Consider the following 19581-nt stretch of genomic DNA (forward strand, 5'->3'; position numbering starts at 1 on the left):
GAGCCAACTCCTTATGAAACTTCCTTCAATCCTTTTAAGCCTTCTGGTGTTACTTTTTTCTCAAGCTTCATCAATGTAAGGTCAATGATGACCGCTAAAATAGTGACAGGGATTGCACCCGCAATAATGTATTCCGGCTGGTAAAGCTGAAGCCCAATTAAAATGTAGTCACCAAGACCGCCTCCACCGATAAAAGCAGCAAGTGTTGTCCACCCAATTAAATAAATCGTTGAGGTTCTGACACCTGCCATAATGACCGGAACAGCAAGCGGCAGTTCCACAAGACGAATTTGTTCCCATGTCGTCATGCCAATTCCTTTTCCAGATTCAAGCAAGTTTTTGTTCACACCTTGAACACCGGCATACGTATTTCTTAAAATAGGCAAAACGGAATAGAAAAATAGCGCAACGATCGCAGGTATTTTTCCAACTCCCAAAATAGGAATAAAAAATGCAAGAATCGCTAAACTAGGGAGTGTTTGAAAGATATTCACGATGCCGATGACAAAACCGGCGCCTCTTTTCATTCGTGTAAGAATGACGCCTAAAGGAACGGCCACGATAATGCCTAACACAACGGCAATTAAAGAAATGTATAAATGCTCCCACATTTTTGTGAGGAGTTCCCCACCATTTTTCTCAAGAAAATCGATGATTTGATCCATGTGTACACCTCCCTTAGTTCATTTCAGTGACAGCCTCCGGGGTATCTTCTCCCCAAATAGAGTCATATACGACATCTACAAGACTTGCACGTGTGACGATGCCTTTTAAGTGCCCTTTTGCATCGACAACCGGTACATATTTAATGCCGCGTATTAAGATCTTTCGGACAGTATCTCTAAGAAGTGCACCTTCTTGTACTGTATAAAATTCTGTATTTAAAATATCGCCAACGAAGGCTGCTTTTCTGCGGTTTGCATCGATGGTTTCAATGTCGATATAGCCTTTCAGCACATGATTTTCATCAACGACAAGCAGAGAATCAACCCGCTTTTCTCTCATAATAAAGATGGCATCTGTCAATGTTTTTTCGACGGTAATTGTGACTGGGGACGTGTTCATCATTTGTTCCACACGTTCCATATTCGGGTTTGACTGAAGTAGACGTTCTTTCCCGATGAATTCTTCTACGAATTCGTTCACAGGGTTACGTAAAATATCATCTGGCGTGCCCACTTGGACAATCTCTCCATCTTTTAAAATGACAATGCGGTCTGCAAGTTTAATCGCTTCATCCATGTCATGTGTGACGAAAACGATTGTTTTATTTAACGTTTTTTGCAGTTTCTTAAATTCTTCCTGCAATGAATCTCTTGTAATTGGGTCAAGTGCTCCAAATGGTTCATCCATCAGGATTAAAGGGGGTTCTGCTGCGAGTGCGCGAAGAACGCCGATACGCTGCTGCTGTCCTCCACTGAGTTCATGAGGGTAACGCTCTAAGTATTCCGGCCCCATGTCGACGAGTTTGAGCAATTCACGCGCTCGTTCTTTTCGTTTTTCTTCCGGCCACTTCAGCAGCTTCGGCACAAGGGAAATGTTTTGTGCGATGGTCATATGAGGGAAAAGTCCAATTTGCTGAATCACATAACCAATTTCTCTTCTTAATTGGACTGGATCTTTTTTCATAATGTTTTCTCCCTCGATGAATATGTTTCCTGAGGAAGGTTCAATCAGTCGGTTAATCATCTTCATGGTTGTCGTTTTACCACAGCCACTCGGTCCAATAAAACAAATAAATTCTCCTTTTGCTATTTCTAAATCAATATTTTTGACAGCTTTTTTTCCGCCTTTATACGTCTTAGATACATTCTCTAGTTTCAGCAAATGAGGCACCTCCAATTAGTCGGATATATATTTTCAGAAAATTTACACCTTATTTATTATAGTGCAAACTTTATAAAATAAAAAGTTTACGATGTGTTTGTATTGCATAAGATTTATTTAAAATTTTCAGTTAACGGCCTGATATGTACCGATCCCTCCTTTTTCCTCCAACTTACGAGCAAATACTCAATATTTATTGTTTTCATCAACAAACAGGTATATGATATATTGTGTTACAAATTGTCAGTCGTGAAGGGATGAAGCGGGGAATGGACAAGCAAGCGTTAGGCGCCATTCAAAAAGCACAGGATCATTATATTGAAAAAGCTGCCGAGAACATGAATGCCTTTGGTCTTTCTGCCACAGTGGGTAGAGTGCTTGGTATCATTCATATGAACCGTAAACCAATGACGCTCGGTGAGCTCTCAGAGGCGACCGGCATGAGCAAAACAAGAATGAGTCAAGTCGTTCGAGAAATGCTTGATTTGAATATTGCTGAAAAGGTTTATGAAAAAGGAATACGAAAAGATTTATATGACGTTGAGCAAGATCAATATCAAACCTTTATTTCACTGTTTGCAGCCAATTGGTCACGTGTTGTCAGCAAAAATCGCAAGGCACATAAGAAGACATGCAAGGAATTGCTGGAGCTGCTTGAACAAGATGACCTGCCAGAAGAAACAGTAGATAAAATCAATCTTCTTCTTTCAGAAATCAAGGAAAGTCTCGATTATTATGACTGGATTAGCCGTTTAATTGAGTTCTTTGAAAGTGAAGAAGTATTTCAACATGTGCCAAAACCTTAAAAAAAGCTGTTTTATTTTACAATTTTGTAGAAAAAAACAGCTTTTTTATATACACTTATGACATCAGCATTGGGAACATCCCTTTGATGCCTGCGCCTATCATCTCAACTGCCACAACAGCTAGAATCAATCCCATTAATCGTGTCACGACATTCATCTCTGTTTTCCCCATTTTTCGCATAATGAAACTCGAATAATGAAATGCATAATAGGTCATGGCAAGTACGACCACAATGCCAATAAGAATCGCAAGCAGATGAAGCGTTACTTGGTGGCTTCCTGGCGTTAAGCTCATGACGGTCGCAATTGTACCAGGTCCTGCAATGATCGGAATGGCGAGTGGGGTCACCGAAACATCAGACTTCTCTTTGCTCTCTGCCTTTTCATCCGAATGAGGGTTTTGAACATGTGATTCTTTTGCATTTAGCAAATTGTAAGCGATACCAAAAATAAAAATACCTCCGGCGATACGGAGTGCATGGATATCAATGCCAAACAATTTGAAAATGAGCCTGCCTGCCAAAAGAAAGGCAATCAAAATCATAAAAGACACAACAATCGCTTTTTTGGCCGTCTGGGATCGTTCTTTTTCTGAGTAGCCTTCTGTTAAAGTGATAAAAAGAGGCACGTTTCCAATGGGGTTTGAGACAGCAAATAGTGACACAATGACATGAATCATAAAGGAAATCAACAGACACCCTCCTTTTTTCATAGTGTCTGCTAATCTGATGCGAATATTCCCTTGTTCTGTTAAAACCTGGTTTGTTTTAACCGATGATAATAGAGGTTTAACGAAAGGGGAATAGAACATGAAAAAAAACATCACGATCATTGTCTTGTCTGTGATCATCCTAGGTGCAACTGGCTGGATTGTGTGGCAGCAGCAGTCGCTCACCGCATCAGAGAATAAACACCAACAAGAAATGAGAAAGAATGATGAGCAGCTGACACAATTAAAGTCAGAAGGAACAGATATGAAAGATGAAATGGATGGTCAAAAAAAGGAATTGTCCACCGTCACAAACAAGCTGAAGAAAGAAAAGAAGGCGCATCAAAAAGAAATCAAACAGCGTAAAGCACTTGAATTGAAAATAGACCAGCTTCAAAAAGAACTGGCATCAGCGAAAGCAACGGCTCAAGCGAATAAGCAGGCAGCACAAACGACTAGGAAAGCAACTGTCAAAAAGGACCCAAATGTCACCCATCATCCTCCTTCTCAATGGGTGCAGGATCAATATGATTGGGGTGTTAAACAAGGGTATATCAAAGAATAGAGAGGATGAAATGATTTGATACAGATTCGGCCATTGTCTCATGATCAATCTGTTCCTATGGATCTTTTACTATTAGCTGACCCTTCAACTGAAAAAGTCCTTGCCTATGTACAATCTGGTTCTTGTTATGTGGCTTTTCATAAACAGGACATGATTGGTGTGTATGTTCTGACGCCTCTGTCTCAGCAGACAGTGGAAATCATGAATGTCGCCGTGAAGGAGTCATGGCAAGGTAGAGGAATTGGGAAGCAGCTGATCCGCCATGCTATTTCAGAAGCCAAGGCAGCTGGCTTTCATACAATTGAAATTGGCACAGGCAACTCTAGTATTCAGCAGCTCGCCCTTTATCAAAAATGTGGTTTTCGCATGGCGTCTATCGATCACGATTTCTTTCTGAAGCACTATGATGAACCGATTTATGAGAACGGTATTCAGTGTATGGATATGGTGCGGTTGTCACTCGTTCTTCAAGCAGACTGACTTCATTCAGCCTGCTTTTTTTATGTTCTGCTCTTTTTCACTGCATGAATCACATATTGAATCAAGAAGTAGAGAGCGGCACCCGCTAAAAAACAGACCACGCACCCAAAGAGCGTTGCCTCTGAGCTGAATTGATACTGTTCAATTTTCATGATATAAAATGGCATACCAAATAGAGTTGGACTTGATTCAACATGATGAACCTCTAGCAGCATTAAAAATACTGGTGTCATAAACACAGCAAACACATAAAGCATCGCAAGCGTTAAGCCGCTAGAAAACGAATGAAATACTTTAACCATTTAGTTCTCTCCTTTCATCTCTTTTAAACTGGTGATGATATTTTTCCCGTCTGGGCAAGCTGGATGCAGCATCACTGTATTTAATAAAGAAAAAAGCAGCAATGGATGCGTCAATGGATGCCCCCACATGAAGAAAAGCACACCCGAGCAGATCACTGGAAACACAGGACCTGCAAGTGCCACCATCACATTAAAACCCGGCCGTGAAAATTTCTCATGGACAATCGACACGTGCTTCCAATCGATCATCACCACATAATCAAAGATGGGTTTTTTTTCGATTTTGTTGCACACCATCACCATCAGGATATGACCGAGTTCATGAATGAGCACAACTGCTATTAAGCAAAATAAAAGCGTCATCATCGCACAATCGGCCTCTTTAGCATGGCAGCATATATGAAGATGAAGAATGCGGCTGAACAAGCCATATAGGCAGTTGAGAGCAGCTGGATATTTGCTGAAAGCCACTGGACTAAAAGCATATCCAACATACTGAACACAGCAATCATCATCACGATCACAAACAGTTTATTAAATTCACTAATCTTCACGACAAACCCGACACATGCCGCCATGACAGTGATCAATAAAATGGACAAACTCGCCAAACCGTGCCCTTCACTTTCGACCCCTATCATGAAATAAGCAAGCCCGATATAGACAAAATAAATCAATACATTCATTGTGTAATAAAATAAAATTCTTGATAATAAATAGGCACCCTTTGATGTATTTAACATAAAAATGGCTCGCTGATGGAGATGATATTCCCTGCCAATCATCAGAGGAAGCATAATAAGGATCTCCTTTAAGGCAAACTGCACAATAAAAGCATACAGCCAGCCAGTCTCTGCCGGAGTAAAGATCCATGGGAGACCTATCGTGAAACAGACAAGAAACAGGAACAAAATACCTTGTTCTTTAAACACAGCTGATCGGCTAAAATAAACAAGCTCCTGCCGCAGATGTGTGAAAAATGAAGAATCCGATCTGATTTTTTGATAAGAAAACGACTTCACCTCTACCTTTAGCTGCAAAAACATCCGATTGACATAACAAGCCGCCAAGCCCTTCAGCCAAAACCACCCTGCACATAGAAAGATCATCAGAAATACAAGATAGATAGACGGCCATACGTGAATCATCTCAACCGCTTTTTGAAAAAGGAGAAACACGAAAGCACCAAGCGTCACAAATCCGAGCGTTTGCAGCAGTAAATGCTCTTTTGTTTTTGATATAAAATGGCTCACACCAATGCGTATCAGCATCCAAGAAGCAAGCGTATAGAGCACCAATCCACAGCAAGTGATCCCTACCACAATGATCCAATACAAAGATAGTGTAACGCCGCTAATGATCAGCCCTAATAGGATGGGTAAAAAAAGCAGACCAAGCATGATGAAACAAAATAGCACCGGAAAGAAATACACACAAAGGACAAATGAGACACTTTGCATCGCACTATTCAAAAAGAAGAACTGATACTCTTGACGCTTCATTTTATGACGGGAAAAGACAATACCTGCTCCCAAAAGCAGCAGGGTCATTTTCACAAATTGAAGGTATAAAGCAACTGGTTCGTTCTCCCCTACTTGCATAAAAAAACGCAGGCTCATGACAACGTATATGGAGTAGATCAGCAACATAAAAACGGCTGCGGCGAGAAGCTGCAAAGGATATTTTTTGCCGAGCTGCTTGATTTTCGTTGTGAGCATGCCCCATTCTATTTTATGAAGAACGTGTCGTGTCCAAGTCATTGAGCAACCTCTCCACCTGCATATAGTAATCTTGATTCACTTCTTTATAAATATCCTCAAGTGCTTGATGAGGGAATGTCTTGTTTGTTTCTTGACGTGACATATCCAGCTTGATATCACCGTTTCTTAAGATCATGAGGTGATCATACAATGTCTCACCAAAGCCCAAATGATGGGTAGAAATGAGAATGCCTGCACCTTGATCTCTCAGCTTCATGAGCACCTTTTTTAAGATGATCATCATATCTGGATCAAGTCCATTTGTAGGCTCGTCGAATACATAATAATCACAAGGCCTAAGGAGCTGTGAAATGATTTGAGTTTTCTTTTGATTGCCATGAGACAACTGGGCAATTGGCTGATCCATATAAGGTTTCAGCTCAAAAAGATCGACGAAGGCCTCTTCTCGAGGTCCATTTCGTTTGTCTGGAAGCTGGAGTAAATGAAAATATTCTCTCGGCGTTAAATAATCAAACAAAGCATGATCATCAGGAATATAGGAAACATGTTCTTTCAAAAAGGAGATATGTGCTGAGGATTGAAAATTCAGCTGTTTACCATGCAAAGAGACAAAACCCGTAAATGGTGTCAGGCCAAACATAGACTGAATCATCGTGGTCTTTCCTGCACCATTATGCCCCAAAAGCAGAAGCATACGTCCTTTCTCCACATTTAACTGAATATCGCGGAGAGAAAAGGTGCGGCTATACGTTTTTTCTGTTAAGTGTAATGTCAGCATCATGTCCCTCCATTTATTTCAGATAGAACAGATGACCCCGCATCTGTTCTCACCATTTGTTAGAAGCCGCATTTGATTTTAATATACAGGCCTAAAAACTTGAACTCTCCTAAAAATTTCGAGCCTTTTCCAAATGTTTTGCATGCCCAAATCAAAGCGGCAACTGTCACAATGCCTAAGATAGCGGCAAGGACATAAATCCAAAATGCATTTTTCTGTACGTTCTTAGAAGTTAGAATTCGTTGCTTCCTTTCATCATATGCCGCCAGTAGGTGAAGGACATACATGTACACGCCTACTGGAAAACGAAGGCTAAAAGGATTCAGCATCTCATCACCCCCTAATATATGTAAAATGATACCACCCCCATGCAAATTGCATAAGTTCAATTCAGATCATATTTTTAGTAGAGTTTTCATGATTTATTGCTTATAAATCGTCAAGCTCATCGTTTCTCCTCTGACTGAAGGATGATTTTTTACAAAAATAGGATATGACAAAGGAAGCAGAGCTAATTCGCTTGAGCCAGCTTTGCATCTTTATTTCAACATAAAAAAAGCGCTGCGATACGCTCTTTTCAAAAGAGCACACGCAGCGCGTTGCTTTACATTACTTATTCAAGTTGTAGAATGTAGCAATGCCGTGGTATTGAGCTGTTTCAGCCAATTGATCTTCGATGCGAAGTAATTGGTTGTATTTCGCCACACGGTCCGTACGAGACGGAGCACCTGTTTTGATTTGTCCAGCGTTTGTTGCAACTGCAATGTCTGCAATTGTGCTGTCTTCTGTTTCACCAGAACGGTGAGAGATAACAGCTGTATAGCCTGCACGTTTCGCCATTTCGATTGCATCAAATGTTTCAGTTAATGTACCGATTTGGTTTACTTTGATGAGGATTGAGTTACCAACGCCGTTTTTGATTCCTTCAGAAAGCTTCTTCGTATTTGTTACGAACAAGTCGTCTCCTACTAGCTGAACCTTGCTGCCAAGGCGCTCAGTTAATAGTTTGTGACCTTCCCAGTCGTTTTCATCAAGGCCGTCTTCGATCGAGATGATTGGGTATTTCGATACCATATCTTCATACCAGTCAACCATTTCAGCAGATGTTTTCACAACACCTTCGCCTGATAAATGATATTTACCGTCTTCTTTGTTATAGAACTCAGAAGATGCAGCATCCATCGCAAGTTTGACTTCTTCACCTGGTTTGAAACCAGCTTTTTCAATCGCTTCTACGATTGTTTGAAGTGCTTCTTCGTTAGAACCAAGGTTTGGAGCGAATCCACCTTCGTCACCTACAGCTGTGTTTAAGCCTTTCGCGCTTAATACAGATTTCAGGCTATGGAAGATTTGAGCGCCCATGCGAAGTGCTTCACGGAAGTTCGGTGCACCTACAGGCATAATCATGAATTCTTGAATGTCTACGTTGTTATCCGCATGCTCTCCGCCGTTGACGATGTTCATCATCGGTACTGGAAGCGTTTTGGAGTTGAATCCACCAAGGTATTGGTAAAGTGGAATTTGTAAGAAATCAGCAGCCGCACGTGCTACAGCGATAGATACGCCAAGGATTGCGTTTGCGCCTAATTTCCCTTTGTTTTCAGTTCCGTCAAGCTCGATTAACATTTTGTCAATTGCTACTTGTTCAGTGACATCAAAGCCTAAAAGCTCTGGTGCAATGATTTCGTTTACGTTGTTTACAGCTGTCAGAACACCTTTTCCAAGGTAACGGTCTTTGTCTCCGTCACGTAGTTCTACTGCTTCATATTCACCAGTAGACGCACCACTTGGAACAAGCGCACGGCCAAAGCCGCCAGATTCTGTGTAAACTTCTACTTCAACTGTTGGGTTACCGCGAGAGTCTAATACTTCGCGTGCATATACGTCAACAATGTATGGCATGTTTAATTTCTCTCCTTTTGAATCAATTTGTTATTTTTGAATCAATGATGTTCCTGTCATCTCTTTTGGTTTTTCAAGACCAAGTAAGTCTAAAAGCGTTGGAGATAGATCGGCTAAAATGCCGCCTTCTCTAAGCGTCGCTCCTTTTTTCGTTACGATGACTGGAACAGGGTTTGTCGTATGTGCAGTATGCGGCTTTCCTTCTTCGGTAATGAGCACGTCTGCGTTACCGTGGTCTGCCGTGATGATGGCATGTCCGCCTTTTGCTAGGATTGCGTCGACTACAGCTCCTAAGCACTCATCTACTGCTTCAATGGCTTTGATTGTTGGCTCAAGCATACCTGAATGACCCACCATATCTGGGTTAGCAAAGTTCAGAATGATCGCATCATGCTTGTCCGCATTGATGTCTGCAACAAGTGCATCCTTTACCTCATAAGCGCTCATTTCTGGCTTGAGGTCATAGGTTGCGACATCTGGTGAATTGATTAAGATGCGGTCTTCTCCAGGAAATTCTTCTTCACGCCCACCGCTCATAAAGAACGTCACGTGAGGATATTTCTCTGTTTCAGCAATCCGCAGCTGCTTCAATCCATTTTGAGAAAGTACTTCTCCTACTGTGTTATCCAAATTCACTGGTTTGAAAGCCACATAGCCATCTACCGTTTCACTGAAGTGTGTGAAGCAGACGAAGTGTAAATCCTTCGGATGTGCTTCCCCGCGGTCAAACGAGCGGAAATCTTCATTTGTGAATGTGTTTGAAATTTGAATCGCACGGTCTGGACGGAAGTTATAGAAAATCACAGAGTCGCCGTCGTTTACTTTTGCTACCGGCTCACCATTTTCTCTCGTAATGACAGATGGAATAACGAACTCATCGTAGATTCCATTTTCATAGGAGTCATCAACGACATCATAGATGTTTTGATAACTTGGGCCTTCACCATACGCCATCGCGCGATATGCTTTCTCCACACGATCCCAGCGCTTGTCACGGTCCATTGAGTAATAGCGTCCAGAAAGTGTTGCGACTTCTCCGACACCAATTTCTTTGATTTGTTCTTCAAGCTGTTTTAAGTACACTTTCGCTGTCTTCTGACCAACATCACGTCCGTCTAAGAAACCGTGAATGTATACTTTTGTTAAGCCTTCTTTTTTCGCTAGTTTCAGCAAGGCAAAAAGATGCTGGATGTGGCTATGCACACCGCCGTCTGACAAGAGACCGAATAGATGAAGGGCCTTGTCATTTTCTTTTGCATAAGTCATTGCATCTAGGAACGTTTCGTTTTTCTCAAATTCCCCATCACGAATGGCAACATTCACTCTTGTTAAGCTTTGGTACACGATGCGTCCTGCACCGATGTTCAAATGCCCAACTTCAGAGTTCCCCATTTGACCTTCTGGGAGGCCCACTGCCTCACCTGAAGCCGTTAAGGTTTGATGCGGGAATTCGTTCCAGTAGCGGTCGAAGTTCGGTTTCTTTGCTTGGGCAACAGCGTTACCGACTGTTTCGCCTCTTAAACCGAATCCATCTAAGATGATTAATGCAGCTGGTTTCTTACTCATATTGACCTTCCTCCAATAATTGAACGAAAGACTGAGGTTCTAAGCTTGCGCCGCCTACCAAAGCACCGTCAATATCGGATTCTGCCATATATTCTTTAATATTCGCAGGTTTCACGCTTCCGCCATATTGAATGCGAAGGCTGTCTGCCGCTTCTTGACCAAATTCGCTTGCAACCGTTTGGCGAATGTGCGCACAAACATCGTTTGCATCTTTTGCTGTAGAAGATTTACCTGTACCGATCGCCCAGATTGGCTCATAGGCAATCACAGATTCAGCGACTTGCTGCTTCGTTAAACCAGCTAGTGCTTTTTTCACTTGATCAGCGACAAGTTCGTTTGTTTTGCCTGCTTCACGCTCTTCAAGCGTTTCACCTACACAGATGATTGGAACGATGCCATGCTTGAATGCAGCATGTGCTTTTTTGTTCACTGTTTCATCTGTTTCAGCGAAGAATTCGCGGCGCTCTGAATGACCGATCACTGAGTAGCCGATGCCAAGATCTTTAAGCGCAGCAGGGCTGATTTCACCAGTGAATGCACCGTTTTCTTCAAAGTGCATGTTTTGCGCACCAATTTTAAGGTCTGTTCCGTTAGAAAGGCTGTTCAGCTTTTCAAGGAAAAGGGCTGGTGCACAGACAATAGATTCCACTTTGTCAGGAGATGGAATAGATGACTTGACTTCTTCAACGAAGCTTACAGCTTCACCAAGAGTTTTGTTCATCTTCCAGTTCCCAGCTATAATTGGTTTTCTCATGATTGACACTTCCTTATAGCAGTTTTGGTCTTATTTATCGTTTAATGCAGTCACACCTGGAAGTTCTTTGCCTTCCATAAATTCAAGTGAAGCGCCGCCGCCTGTAGAAATATGGCTCATCTGATCGGCAAGACCAAATTTCTCAACAGCTGCTGCTGAATCTCCACCGCCAATGACAGAATATGTATCTTTTGCTTCTGCCAGTGCTTCTGCGATTGCTTTTGTTCCTTTAGCGAATGCATCGATTTCAAATACACCCATTGGTCCGTTCCAGACAACAAGTTTGCTGTTTTTAATGACATCAGCATACTTCTCTCTTGTCTCTATTCCAATATCAAGTGCTTCTAGATCACTTGGAATTTCAGAGATTGGCACAATGCTTGTATTCGCATCATTTGAAAAGTCGTCGGCTACCAGAACATCTGTTGGAATCAGGAAGTTCACGCCTTTTTCTTTTGCACGGTCCATAAAGGATTTCGCTAAATCTACTTTGTCTTCTTCTAATAGAGATTTCCCTACTTCGTGGCCAAGTGCTTTGACAAATGTATAAGCAAGTCCGCCGCCGATGATCAGGTTGTCCACTTTATCAAGAAGACTTTCAATCACACCGATTTTATCCTTTACTTTTGCGCCACCGATAATCGCTGTAAATGGGCGATCAGGGTTTGAAATGGCTTTTCCTAGAACCTCAAGCTCTTTTTGCATGAGGAAGCCTGAAACAGCCGGAAGATACGCTGCAATACCAGCTGTGGATGCATGTGCACGGTGTGCAGCACCGAACGCATCATTGACATACACATCGGCTAAATCAGCAAACGCTTTTGATAATTCAGGATCGTTCTTTTCTTCACCAGGATAGAAACGAACGTTTTCAAGCACTAGCACATCTCCTTCTTTTAAGTCAGAGATTTGCTTTTTCACGTTGTCGCCGTAAGCTTCATCTGCTTTTTTCACTTCTTGTCCAAGAAGCTCTTGCAGACGTTTTGCTACAGGTGTCAGACGCAGTTCTTCAGTAACTTGACCTTTAGGACGACCCAAATGACTAGCTAGTAGTACCTTTGCGCCTTGTCCTGTTAAATACTCAATCGTTGGTAATGCTGCGCGAATACGAGTATCATCCGTCACTTTTCCGTCCTTCATTGGAACGTTAAAATCTACGCGGCAGAACACAACTTTACCTTTTACGTCAATGTCTTTTACTGATTTCTTATTCATGCTCGTCAGGAGATCCTCCTTTATTCTGGTTTCCTTACGCATTGGACAAGTCTCTCTTTATCCTTTTCCCATTTTGCCCTCATCAAAACGAGAAATCGTGCAGAACGGATAAATACAGAGAAAAAGGGAAAGGGATGCTTCCCCTTCCCTTGTCCGTCTTCATTATATCGTGTCTCTAGGAAAGAACCAAGTGAGTTCCTTCAGTGTGAGAAATTAAAGACCTTGTTTTGCAATGTAAGCTGCAAGGTCAACAACGCGGTGAGAATATCCACTCTCGTTATCGTACCAAGAAATGACTTTCACCATGCTGCCTTCCATTACCATTGTAGAAAGAGCATCGATTGTTGAAGAGTTTGCATTACCATTGTAGTCACCAGATACTAATGGCTCTTCGCTGTAGCCAAGGATTCCTTTAAGTTCTCCTTCAGCCGCTTCTTTAAGTGCTGCATTTACGTCTTCAGCTGTCACATCTTGATTTAATTCAGCAACAAGATCAACTAAAGAAACGTTAGGTGTTGGAACACGCATAGCGCCACCGTTTAATTTACCTTTAAGTTCAGGCAATACAAGTGAAACAGCTTTAGCAGCACCTGTAGAAGTTGGGATGATGTTTTCCGCAGCTGCACGAGCACGACGGTAGTCTTTGTGCGGAAGATCAAGAATTTGTTGGTCATTTGTGTATGAGTGAACAGTTGTCATCATACCGCGTTTGATACCAAATTTATCGTTAAGTACTTTTGCAAATGGAGCTAAGCAGTTTGTTGTACAAGATGCATTAGAGATGACATCGTGGCTAGCTGCATCGTATTTGTCTTCGTTTACACCCATAACGATTGTGATATCTTCTTCGTTAGCAGGAGCAGAGATGATGACTTTTTTAGCGCCAGCTTCTAAGTGTTTAGCAGCGTCTGCACGTTTTGTGAAGAATCCAGTAGATTCAACAACGATTTCTACGCCTTGTTTACCCCAGCTTAATTTCGCAGGGTCACGCTCAGCTGATACTTCGATTGTTTTACCGTTCACTACTAAGTTCGTACCGTCTACAGAAACCTCTGCATCTAGTTTTCCGTGAACAGAGTCATATTGTAAAAGGTGTGCAAGCATGTTAGCGTCTGTTAGATCGTTAACCGCTACTACCTCAACTTCAGGATTGTTTAATGCTGCACGAAATACGTTACGTCCAATACGTCCAAATCCGTTAATACCGACTTTTACTGCCATGATGTTTCCTCCTTTTATAGGTCACAATGTTTTATATTGAGGGATCTATTGACTCCCTTAATAACTCTTTTGCGGCTCCTTCGTCTGTGACGAGAACCGTTCGGCGGGGTTTTTTGAAATAAGCTTCAATGGCCCCAGCCTTTGATGATCCACCTGCAACAGCAATGATGTGTGGAATGCTTTCTAAATCATCTAGCTGCATGCCGACGGAGTGCACTTTGTGGACGACCTCGCCATCACGATTAAAGTAATAGCCAAAAGCCTCTGTCACTGCGTCATGCTCATCAATCTTTTTTAAATCTTCAGCAGGTGTGTTTCGTCTCATCGCCATTGTTTTTGCTTCACCGATTCCATGAATAAGCATCGTGGATGATTTAATTGTTTGAAGCACTTCTTTGACGGACGGCTCTTCAATAATGGAAGAGTAAGCACCTTCTGACAGCTGTCCTGGAACAAACAGCAGTTTGTAAGTACCGGAAGCTTTTTCAGCCATGTGGGCACAAATGGTGTTTGCCTGATTTTTTACATTCTCCCCAAGACCGCCTCTCGCAGGGACAAACATCATGTCGCGATTTTTGGCATCAGGGGTCATCATTTCGGCAACAGCTTCCATCGTCGTTCCGCCAGTGACGGCGACGATATTATTTCCAGTAAACCTTTTTTTCATACATTGGACAGCAGCTCTTCCCATTTCTTGCTTCACCCACGGGGATTCATCGCTGTCACCAGAAACAATGATGACTTCTTCCAGGCCTAATTTCCTCTTTAATGTATTTTCCAAAAAGGTTAAACCTAAAACGTCCTTCATCATTCCTTCAAGCATTTCAAGCAAAGCATGACCTTCAGTCGTCAGCATCATACCGCTCGTTTTAACATCCAGCAGATTTTGTTCCTTTAAGAACTGAACTTCAGCTCTTAAGATACGTTCACTCAGACCAAGACTTGTCGCAAGACTTCTGCGACCAATTGGTTCAGCTAATCTGATGTACTGCAAAATGTCGTAGCGCTTTTGCATAACTGTGAGAAGATCTGGTAATAATTTTTTTTGAGCTTCCAATAAACGATTCATGGCTAACGACCCTTTCTTTTCACGTTGGACTAAAAAAGTCCCACTGTGACAAAAAACGTCCCGCCACAGCCAAAAAAAAATCAATCCCTGCTTTCTTTAATTATTTTAACAGGATAATCTTGCATTTTCAACTCTTACAAACACATTTAGACAAAAAATAGACACATTTTGACCGATAACCTGCTTGTCATCTAGCTTTCCGCTATTTTATTTTTTTCAAACTATTTATTTTCTTCTATATTGAATGCATTTGTCTTTGAAAAGGTGCAGGCGGTCAAAAGCCGCCTGCTTATGTTTTCGGTATCGTTTCTTTCTCTTCATTAAATCGTTTCGCATCTTCCTTCGGTTTAATCTTGAGGTAGTAAATGATATAGCAGGCGGCCATAAATGGAACTCCGCAATAAAGACCAATCCGCTGATCCTCAATAAAGAATAAACTGATAAGAACAATGCCAAATGCGATAAAGCCTGCTAATGGCACAAATGGATAAAAAGGCGTTCGGAAGACAAGATCCTTTACATCTCCGCCCTCTTTTATGAATTGTCTCCTAAAGAAGTATTGGGATAAACAAATCGACATCCAAACCACGACAAGCACCATACCCGAAATGGATATGAGCCAGACATATACCGTTTTTGGTGCTACAACACTCGTGAGCAGTGATAGAGCGGATACACCCATTGTCACCAATAAGGCATTGATCGGGATTTTACGTTTGGATAATTTTTTCGTGAAAACAGGTCCTTTCCCGTCTTTTGAAAGCGCCCAAAGCATACGTGATGATGCATATAATCCAGAGTTCGCTACAGATAAGACGGCTGTAATGATAATAAAATTCATGATATCTGCAGCGTATGGTATGCCGACCTTGTCCAACACCACAACAAACGGACTGTCCACCGCGCCGGCGGTCTGCCATGGCAGAAGCGCTGCAAGAACCGCAATCGATAAAACAAAAAAGACCATCGTCCGCCAAATAATATTCCGAATAGAGCGTGGGAGTGTTTTTTCTGGATTTTCACTCTCCCCTGCTGCAATCCCTACAAGCTCTGTTCCTTGAAAGGAGAAATTGACTGTGACCATGGTTAATAAAATCGCAAAAACACCATTAGGAAAAAGTCCGCCATGATCCGTCAAATGGCGAAATAGGGGGGCAGGTTCCCCACCTTTCAAATGAATCATTCCGAAAATTGCGCCAATTCCAATGATAATAAACAATAAGATCGCAGCAACCTTGATGGCTGAAAACCAAAACTCGGTTTCAGCAAAGCTGCGAGCTGAGATGGCATTGATGGCAAATAAGATGACGCTAAAGGCAAGACACCAAAGCCAAACTGGGATATCAGGAAACCACCTTTGGAGCAAAATGCCTGCTGACGTAAACTCCAGTCCAATTGTACATGCCCAGCTAAACCAATAAAGCCAGCCGATCATAAAGCCTGTGGACGGACCTATATATTTGGTTGCATACTCCTGAAAGGAACCAGCTGTCGGCATCGCCACTGCTAATTCACCAAGACAGAGCATCACCAAATACATGAGCAACCCGCCAATGATAAACGAAAGAATGGCTCCCCCTGGGCCTGCTTGATGAATAATGAGTCCTGACCCAAGGAAAAGGCCTGTTCCGATAACCCCGCCTAAGGCAATCATAAAAAGATGTCTGCTTTTCATGGAACGCTCTAGTTCATTATGCTGTTCTGGCTTCAAATCCGCTTCCCCACTTTCACTCTTCTATTCATCAACCTTTGACAAAATTCGCCGTTCATTGAAAGAGAAAGGGAGAATTTGAAGGCTTCTCCCTTGATCATTTATGCTTGAAATAACGCTTGGATATGAGCAATTGCCCAATCCAAGTCTTCTTTTGAAATGGTAAGCGGCGGTGCAAATCGAATCACTGTCTCATGGGTTTCTTTGCATAACAGCCCTGCTTGCTTGAGCTTCTCACAATAAGGTCTAGCTGCCTCAGTCAGTTCCATCCCAATAAATAGTCCACGCCCGCGTACTTCCTTAATCACAGGACTTTGAATGCGTGATAGTTTGTCTTTGAAATATTGCCCAAGCTCCAGTGAGCGCTCGGCAAGCTTCTCGTCGATTAAAACATCTAGTGCAGCAAGTGATACTGCGCACGCAAGAGGATTCCCGCCGAAGGTAGACCCGTGAGACCCTGGATTAAATACACCTAAAATATCACGGTTTGCGACAACACATGAGATCGGGAATACCCCACCGCCAAGTGCTTTACCAAGAATCAGCATATCCGGCTCAATGTCTTCCCAGTCGCATGCAAACATCTTGCCGGTCCGCGCTAATCCCACTTGAATTTCATCTGCGATCAATAACACATGTTCCTTCTCACAGATCGCTTTTGCCTCTTTTATAAAGCCCTCAGGCGGCATGACAATGCCCGCTTCTCCTTGAATCGGTTCAAAGAGAAAAGCCGCTGTTTGCGGAGTGATCGCTTCGCGTAACGCCTCAATATTTCCATAAGGGATGAGCTTTATGCCTGGAAGCATCGGACCGAAACCTCTTTGATATTCTGCTTCCGAAGAAAGTGACACAGCCGTCATTGTACGACCATGAAAATTCCCGGTACATGCAATGATTTCTGCGCGATTCTCTTCGATCCCCTTGACATCATAGCCCCATCGTCTCGCTGCCTTTACAGCCGTTTCCACAGCCTCAGCACCCGTATTCATCGGCAATGCCATCTCTTTATTCGTTAATTTGCAAATCTTCTCATACCATGGGCCAAGCTGATCATTATGGAAGGCCCTTGATGTAAGTGTCACGCGGTCAGCTTGTGTTTTAAGCGCTTCAATAATGCGGGGATGGCGATGTCCTTGGTTCACTGCAGAATATGCACTGAGCATATCCATGTAGCGGTTGCCCTCAGGATCAGTCACCCACACTCCCTCAGCCTCTGAAATCACAATTGGCAACGGATGATAGTTCGCCGCACCGTATTGTTCTGTTTGATGAATCAATGCTTTTGTCTGTGTCATCGTGTATTCCTCCTTCTATAAGCTTGCCTCTTTTGATTGGGTTCATCTTCACTCTTATGTTATGCAAGGATCATGCCAACTTAGTGATCGCTCTGTGCCTAGGATTGTTCTCATCTTTAACGCAAAATAATTTTGCATATGCAAATTTTTTTAGAGGAAACCGCAAAATTTTTCATGTAAAATAGAGGTAATGTCTGGAGGTGGCGCAAGTGAAAAAAGATCAGCATACCGCAAAGCTTGAAAATGAGATTGATCTATATAAACAAATGCTCGATTTAATTGATGTTGGGGTTCACGCCATTGATGAAAATGGTAATACCATTGTTTATAACAAAAAAATGATGGAGATCGAATCTTTAAAACGTTCTGATGTCCTTTATAAAAATGTCTTAGACCTCTTTGTGTTTCAGGATGAGATGCACAGTACACTTGTCCAAGCGCTGCGAACCGGGAAACAGACGGTTCATGCAAAGCAGACGTATCACAACTACAATGGAAAAGAAATCACAACGATTAACCATACATACCCGCTCGTTCGAGACGGTTTGATTCAAGGGGCGGTTGAAATTTCGAATGATGTCACGAAACTGGAACGGCTCATTCATCACAATATGAAGAAAAAAGGAAACACACGCTTTACATTTGATTCAATCATTGGGGAGAGTCCTGCCTTTTTAGAAGTGATTGAACATGCGAAACGAGCCACACGTACCTCTTCTTATGTGCTGATTGTTGGTGAGACAGGGACGGGGAAAGAGCTATTTGCACAAAGCATTCATAATGGCAGCAGCCGTTCATCTGGACCATTTATTACGCAGAATTGCGCAGCACTGCCTGATAACCTCATTGAAAGTCTGCTTTTTGGAACACAAAAAGGGGCTTTTACAGGGGCAACAGATCAGCCCGGTCTATTCGAACAAGCACAAGGAGGTACACTGCTTTTAGATGAGATCAACTCATTACACCCAGCTCTTCAAGCAAAACTATTGCGCGTCTTGCAAGAGAAACGTGTGAGAAGGTTAGGCAGTACAAAGGAAATCGCCATTGATGTGAGAGTGATTGCTAATATGAATGAGGACCCTGTGGATGCGATCGCAGGTGGACGAATGCGAAAGGATTTATTTTACCGGCTTGGCATTGTCACCTTGTTTATCCCGCCACTCTCTGAGCGAAAAGAAGACATCCCCACATTTGTCATGCATTTTATTCAAAAATATAATGAACTGTTTCAAATGAATGTGAAGGCGGCTGATGAAGAGGTACTTGCCCTGTTCCAAACGTATCATTGGCCGGGCAATGTAAGAGAACTGGAGCATGTGATTGAAGCTGGGATGAATATGATGATGGACGAAACATACTTAAGCATGCATCACCTTCCTTACCATTTCCGTTTCAAGCAAGGAGAAGGACGTCCTAGTGAACACATGCAGATGAGTCCGCTTAATCTATCAGCTGCAACTGATACGTTTGTCTACACGAGCTCAGATCATACAACTGACTTCCAAACCCAAATGGAACGATTTGAAAAACAATACATCGTCCATTACTTAAATAAAATGGACGACAATATTTCACAGACTGCAAAGATATTGGGCATGAGCAGGCAAAGTCTGCAATATCGAATGAAAAAATTGCATATTTCTCTTCAATAATAGAGCTG

The 19581-nt window shown here is 42.3% G+C and carries 20 protein-coding genes; 4 read left to right on the plus strand and 16 right to left on the minus strand.

What is annotated here, in order from left to right; all coding sequences use genetic code 11:
• Positions 1–11: 11 nt before the first annotated feature.
• Positions 12–665, minus strand: coding sequence for an ABC transporter permease (locus MKY11_RS16345; protein WP_024719832.1), 654 nt, complete (start codon positions 663–665; stop codon positions 12–14).
• Positions 666–678: 13 nt separating this feature from the next.
• Positions 679–1827, minus strand: a complete 1149-nt coding sequence (locus MKY11_RS16350; protein ID WP_025207985.1) for a betaine/proline/choline family ABC transporter ATP-binding protein — start codon at positions 1825–1827, stop codon at positions 679–681.
• A 269-nt stretch (positions 1828–2096) separates the two neighbouring features.
• On the opposite strand from MKY11_RS16350, the gene MKY11_RS16355 reads away from it, so the two are divergent.
• A complete protein-coding gene (locus MKY11_RS16355) occupies positions 2097–2633 on the plus strand; it encodes a GbsR/MarR family transcriptional regulator (protein WP_017359221.1) in 537 nt (178 codons plus the stop codon).
• Between the two features lie 55 nt (positions 2634–2688).
• On the opposite strand, the gene MKY11_RS16360 is transcribed toward MKY11_RS16355, so the two are convergent.
• Positions 2689–3324, minus strand: coding sequence for an NAAT family transporter (locus MKY11_RS16360; protein ID WP_135009679.1), 636 nt, complete (start codon positions 3322–3324; stop codon positions 2689–2691).
• Positions 3325–3442: 118 nt separating this feature from the next.
• On the opposite strand from MKY11_RS16360, the gene MKY11_RS16365 reads away from it, so the two are divergent.
• Entirely contained in the window at positions 3443–3907 is a 465-nt protein-coding gene (locus MKY11_RS16365; protein ID WP_096881867.1) for a hypothetical protein, read from the plus strand.
• A 15-nt stretch (positions 3908–3922) separates the two neighbouring features.
• Positions 3923–4387 (plus strand): GNAT family N-acetyltransferase, encoded by a 465-nt coding sequence (locus MKY11_RS16370; protein ID WP_017359218.1) that lies wholly within the window; start codon positions 3923–3925, stop codon positions 4385–4387.
• A gap of 20 nt (positions 4388–4407) precedes the next feature.
• Here MKY11_RS16370 and MKY11_RS16375 read toward each other — a convergent pair whose 3' ends face one another.
• From MKY11_RS16375 to MKY11_RS16435, 13 genes are all read right to left on the minus strand, one after another.
• Positions 4408–4689, minus strand: coding sequence for a hypothetical protein (locus MKY11_RS16375; protein WP_008347692.1), 282 nt, complete (start codon positions 4687–4689; stop codon positions 4408–4410).
• Complete coding sequence (locus tag MKY11_RS16380) at positions 4690–5055, minus strand: hypothetical protein (RefSeq protein ID WP_039169208.1); 366 nt, start codon at positions 5053–5055, stop codon at positions 4690–4692. It lies immediately after the preceding gene.
• Positions 5052–6449: a hypothetical protein gene (locus MKY11_RS16385; protein ID WP_342501611.1), complete on the minus strand. Its 1398-nt coding sequence runs from the start codon at positions 6447–6449 to the stop codon at positions 5052–5054. Before MKY11_RS16385 ends, MKY11_RS16380 begins: the two co-directional genes overlap by 4 nt.
• Positions 6421–7188: an ABC transporter ATP-binding protein gene (locus MKY11_RS16390; RefSeq protein WP_024719839.1), complete on the minus strand. Its 768-nt coding sequence runs from the start codon at positions 7186–7188 to the stop codon at positions 6421–6423. The genes MKY11_RS16385 and MKY11_RS16390 overlap by 29 nt, the downstream gene beginning before the upstream one ends.
• A 59-nt stretch (positions 7189–7247) precedes the next feature.
• The gene (locus tag MKY11_RS16395) at positions 7248–7517 is read right to left on the minus strand and encodes a hypothetical protein (RefSeq protein WP_039169204.1); all 270 of its coding nucleotides are present in this window, start codon (positions 7515–7517) and stop codon (positions 7248–7250) included.
• Between the two features lie 280 nt (positions 7518–7797).
• Positions 7798–9090 carry a phosphopyruvate hydratase gene (gene eno, locus MKY11_RS16400; protein ID WP_003212752.1) on the minus strand — a complete coding sequence of 431 codons (1293 nt, stop codon included), beginning with the start codon at positions 9088–9090 and terminating at the stop codon, positions 7798–7800.
• A 30-nt stretch (positions 9091–9120) separates the two neighbouring features.
• Positions 9121–10656 (minus strand): 2,3-bisphosphoglycerate-independent phosphoglycerate mutase, encoded by a 1536-nt coding sequence (gene gpmI / locus MKY11_RS16405; RefSeq protein WP_017359214.1) that lies wholly within the window; start codon positions 10654–10656, stop codon positions 9121–9123.
• Entirely contained in the window at positions 10649–11410 is a 762-nt protein-coding gene (tpiA, locus tag MKY11_RS16410; RefSeq protein WP_017359213.1) for a triose-phosphate isomerase, read from the minus strand. Before tpiA ends, gpmI begins: the two co-directional genes overlap by 8 nt.
• Before the next feature lie 30 nt (positions 11411–11440).
• The gene (locus MKY11_RS16415; RefSeq protein ID WP_024719840.1) at positions 11441–12625 is read right to left on the minus strand and encodes a phosphoglycerate kinase; all 1185 of its coding nucleotides are present in this window, start codon (positions 12623–12625) and stop codon (positions 11441–11443) included.
• Between the two features lie 213 nt (positions 12626–12838).
• Complete coding sequence (gene gap, locus MKY11_RS16420) at positions 12839–13846, minus strand: type I glyceraldehyde-3-phosphate dehydrogenase (protein WP_007500174.1); 1008 nt, start codon at positions 13844–13846, stop codon at positions 12839–12841.
• Positions 13847–13877: 31 nt separating this feature from the next.
• Positions 13878–14915 carry a sugar-binding transcriptional regulator gene (locus MKY11_RS16425; RefSeq protein WP_008347711.1) on the minus strand — a complete coding sequence of 346 codons (1038 nt, stop codon included), beginning with the start codon at positions 14913–14915 and terminating at the stop codon, positions 13878–13880.
• A gap of 289 nt (positions 14916–15204) precedes the next feature.
• Positions 15205–16626 carry an amino acid permease gene (locus tag MKY11_RS16430; RefSeq protein ID WP_024719841.1) on the minus strand — a complete coding sequence of 474 codons (1422 nt, stop codon included), beginning with the start codon at positions 16624–16626 and terminating at the stop codon, positions 15205–15207.
• Between the two features lie 101 nt (positions 16627–16727).
• Complete coding sequence (locus tag MKY11_RS16435) at positions 16728–17921, minus strand: ornithine--oxo-acid transaminase (protein WP_342501612.1); 1194 nt, start codon at positions 17919–17921, stop codon at positions 16728–16730.
• Positions 17922–18130: 209 nt separating this feature from the next.
• Between MKY11_RS16435 and MKY11_RS16440 the strand changes: the two genes are divergently transcribed.
• Complete coding sequence (locus MKY11_RS16440; RefSeq protein WP_082136021.1) at positions 18131–19573, plus strand: sigma 54-interacting transcriptional regulator; 1443 nt, start codon at positions 18131–18133, stop codon at positions 19571–19573.
• The last annotated feature ends 8 nt before the right edge of the window (positions 19574–19581 follow it).

It is taken from the genome of Bacillus sp. FSL W7-1085, from assembly GCF_038595035.1.
GTDB classification, from domain to species: domain Bacteria; phylum Bacillota; class Bacilli; order Bacillales; family Bacillaceae; genus Bacillus; species Bacillus altitudinis.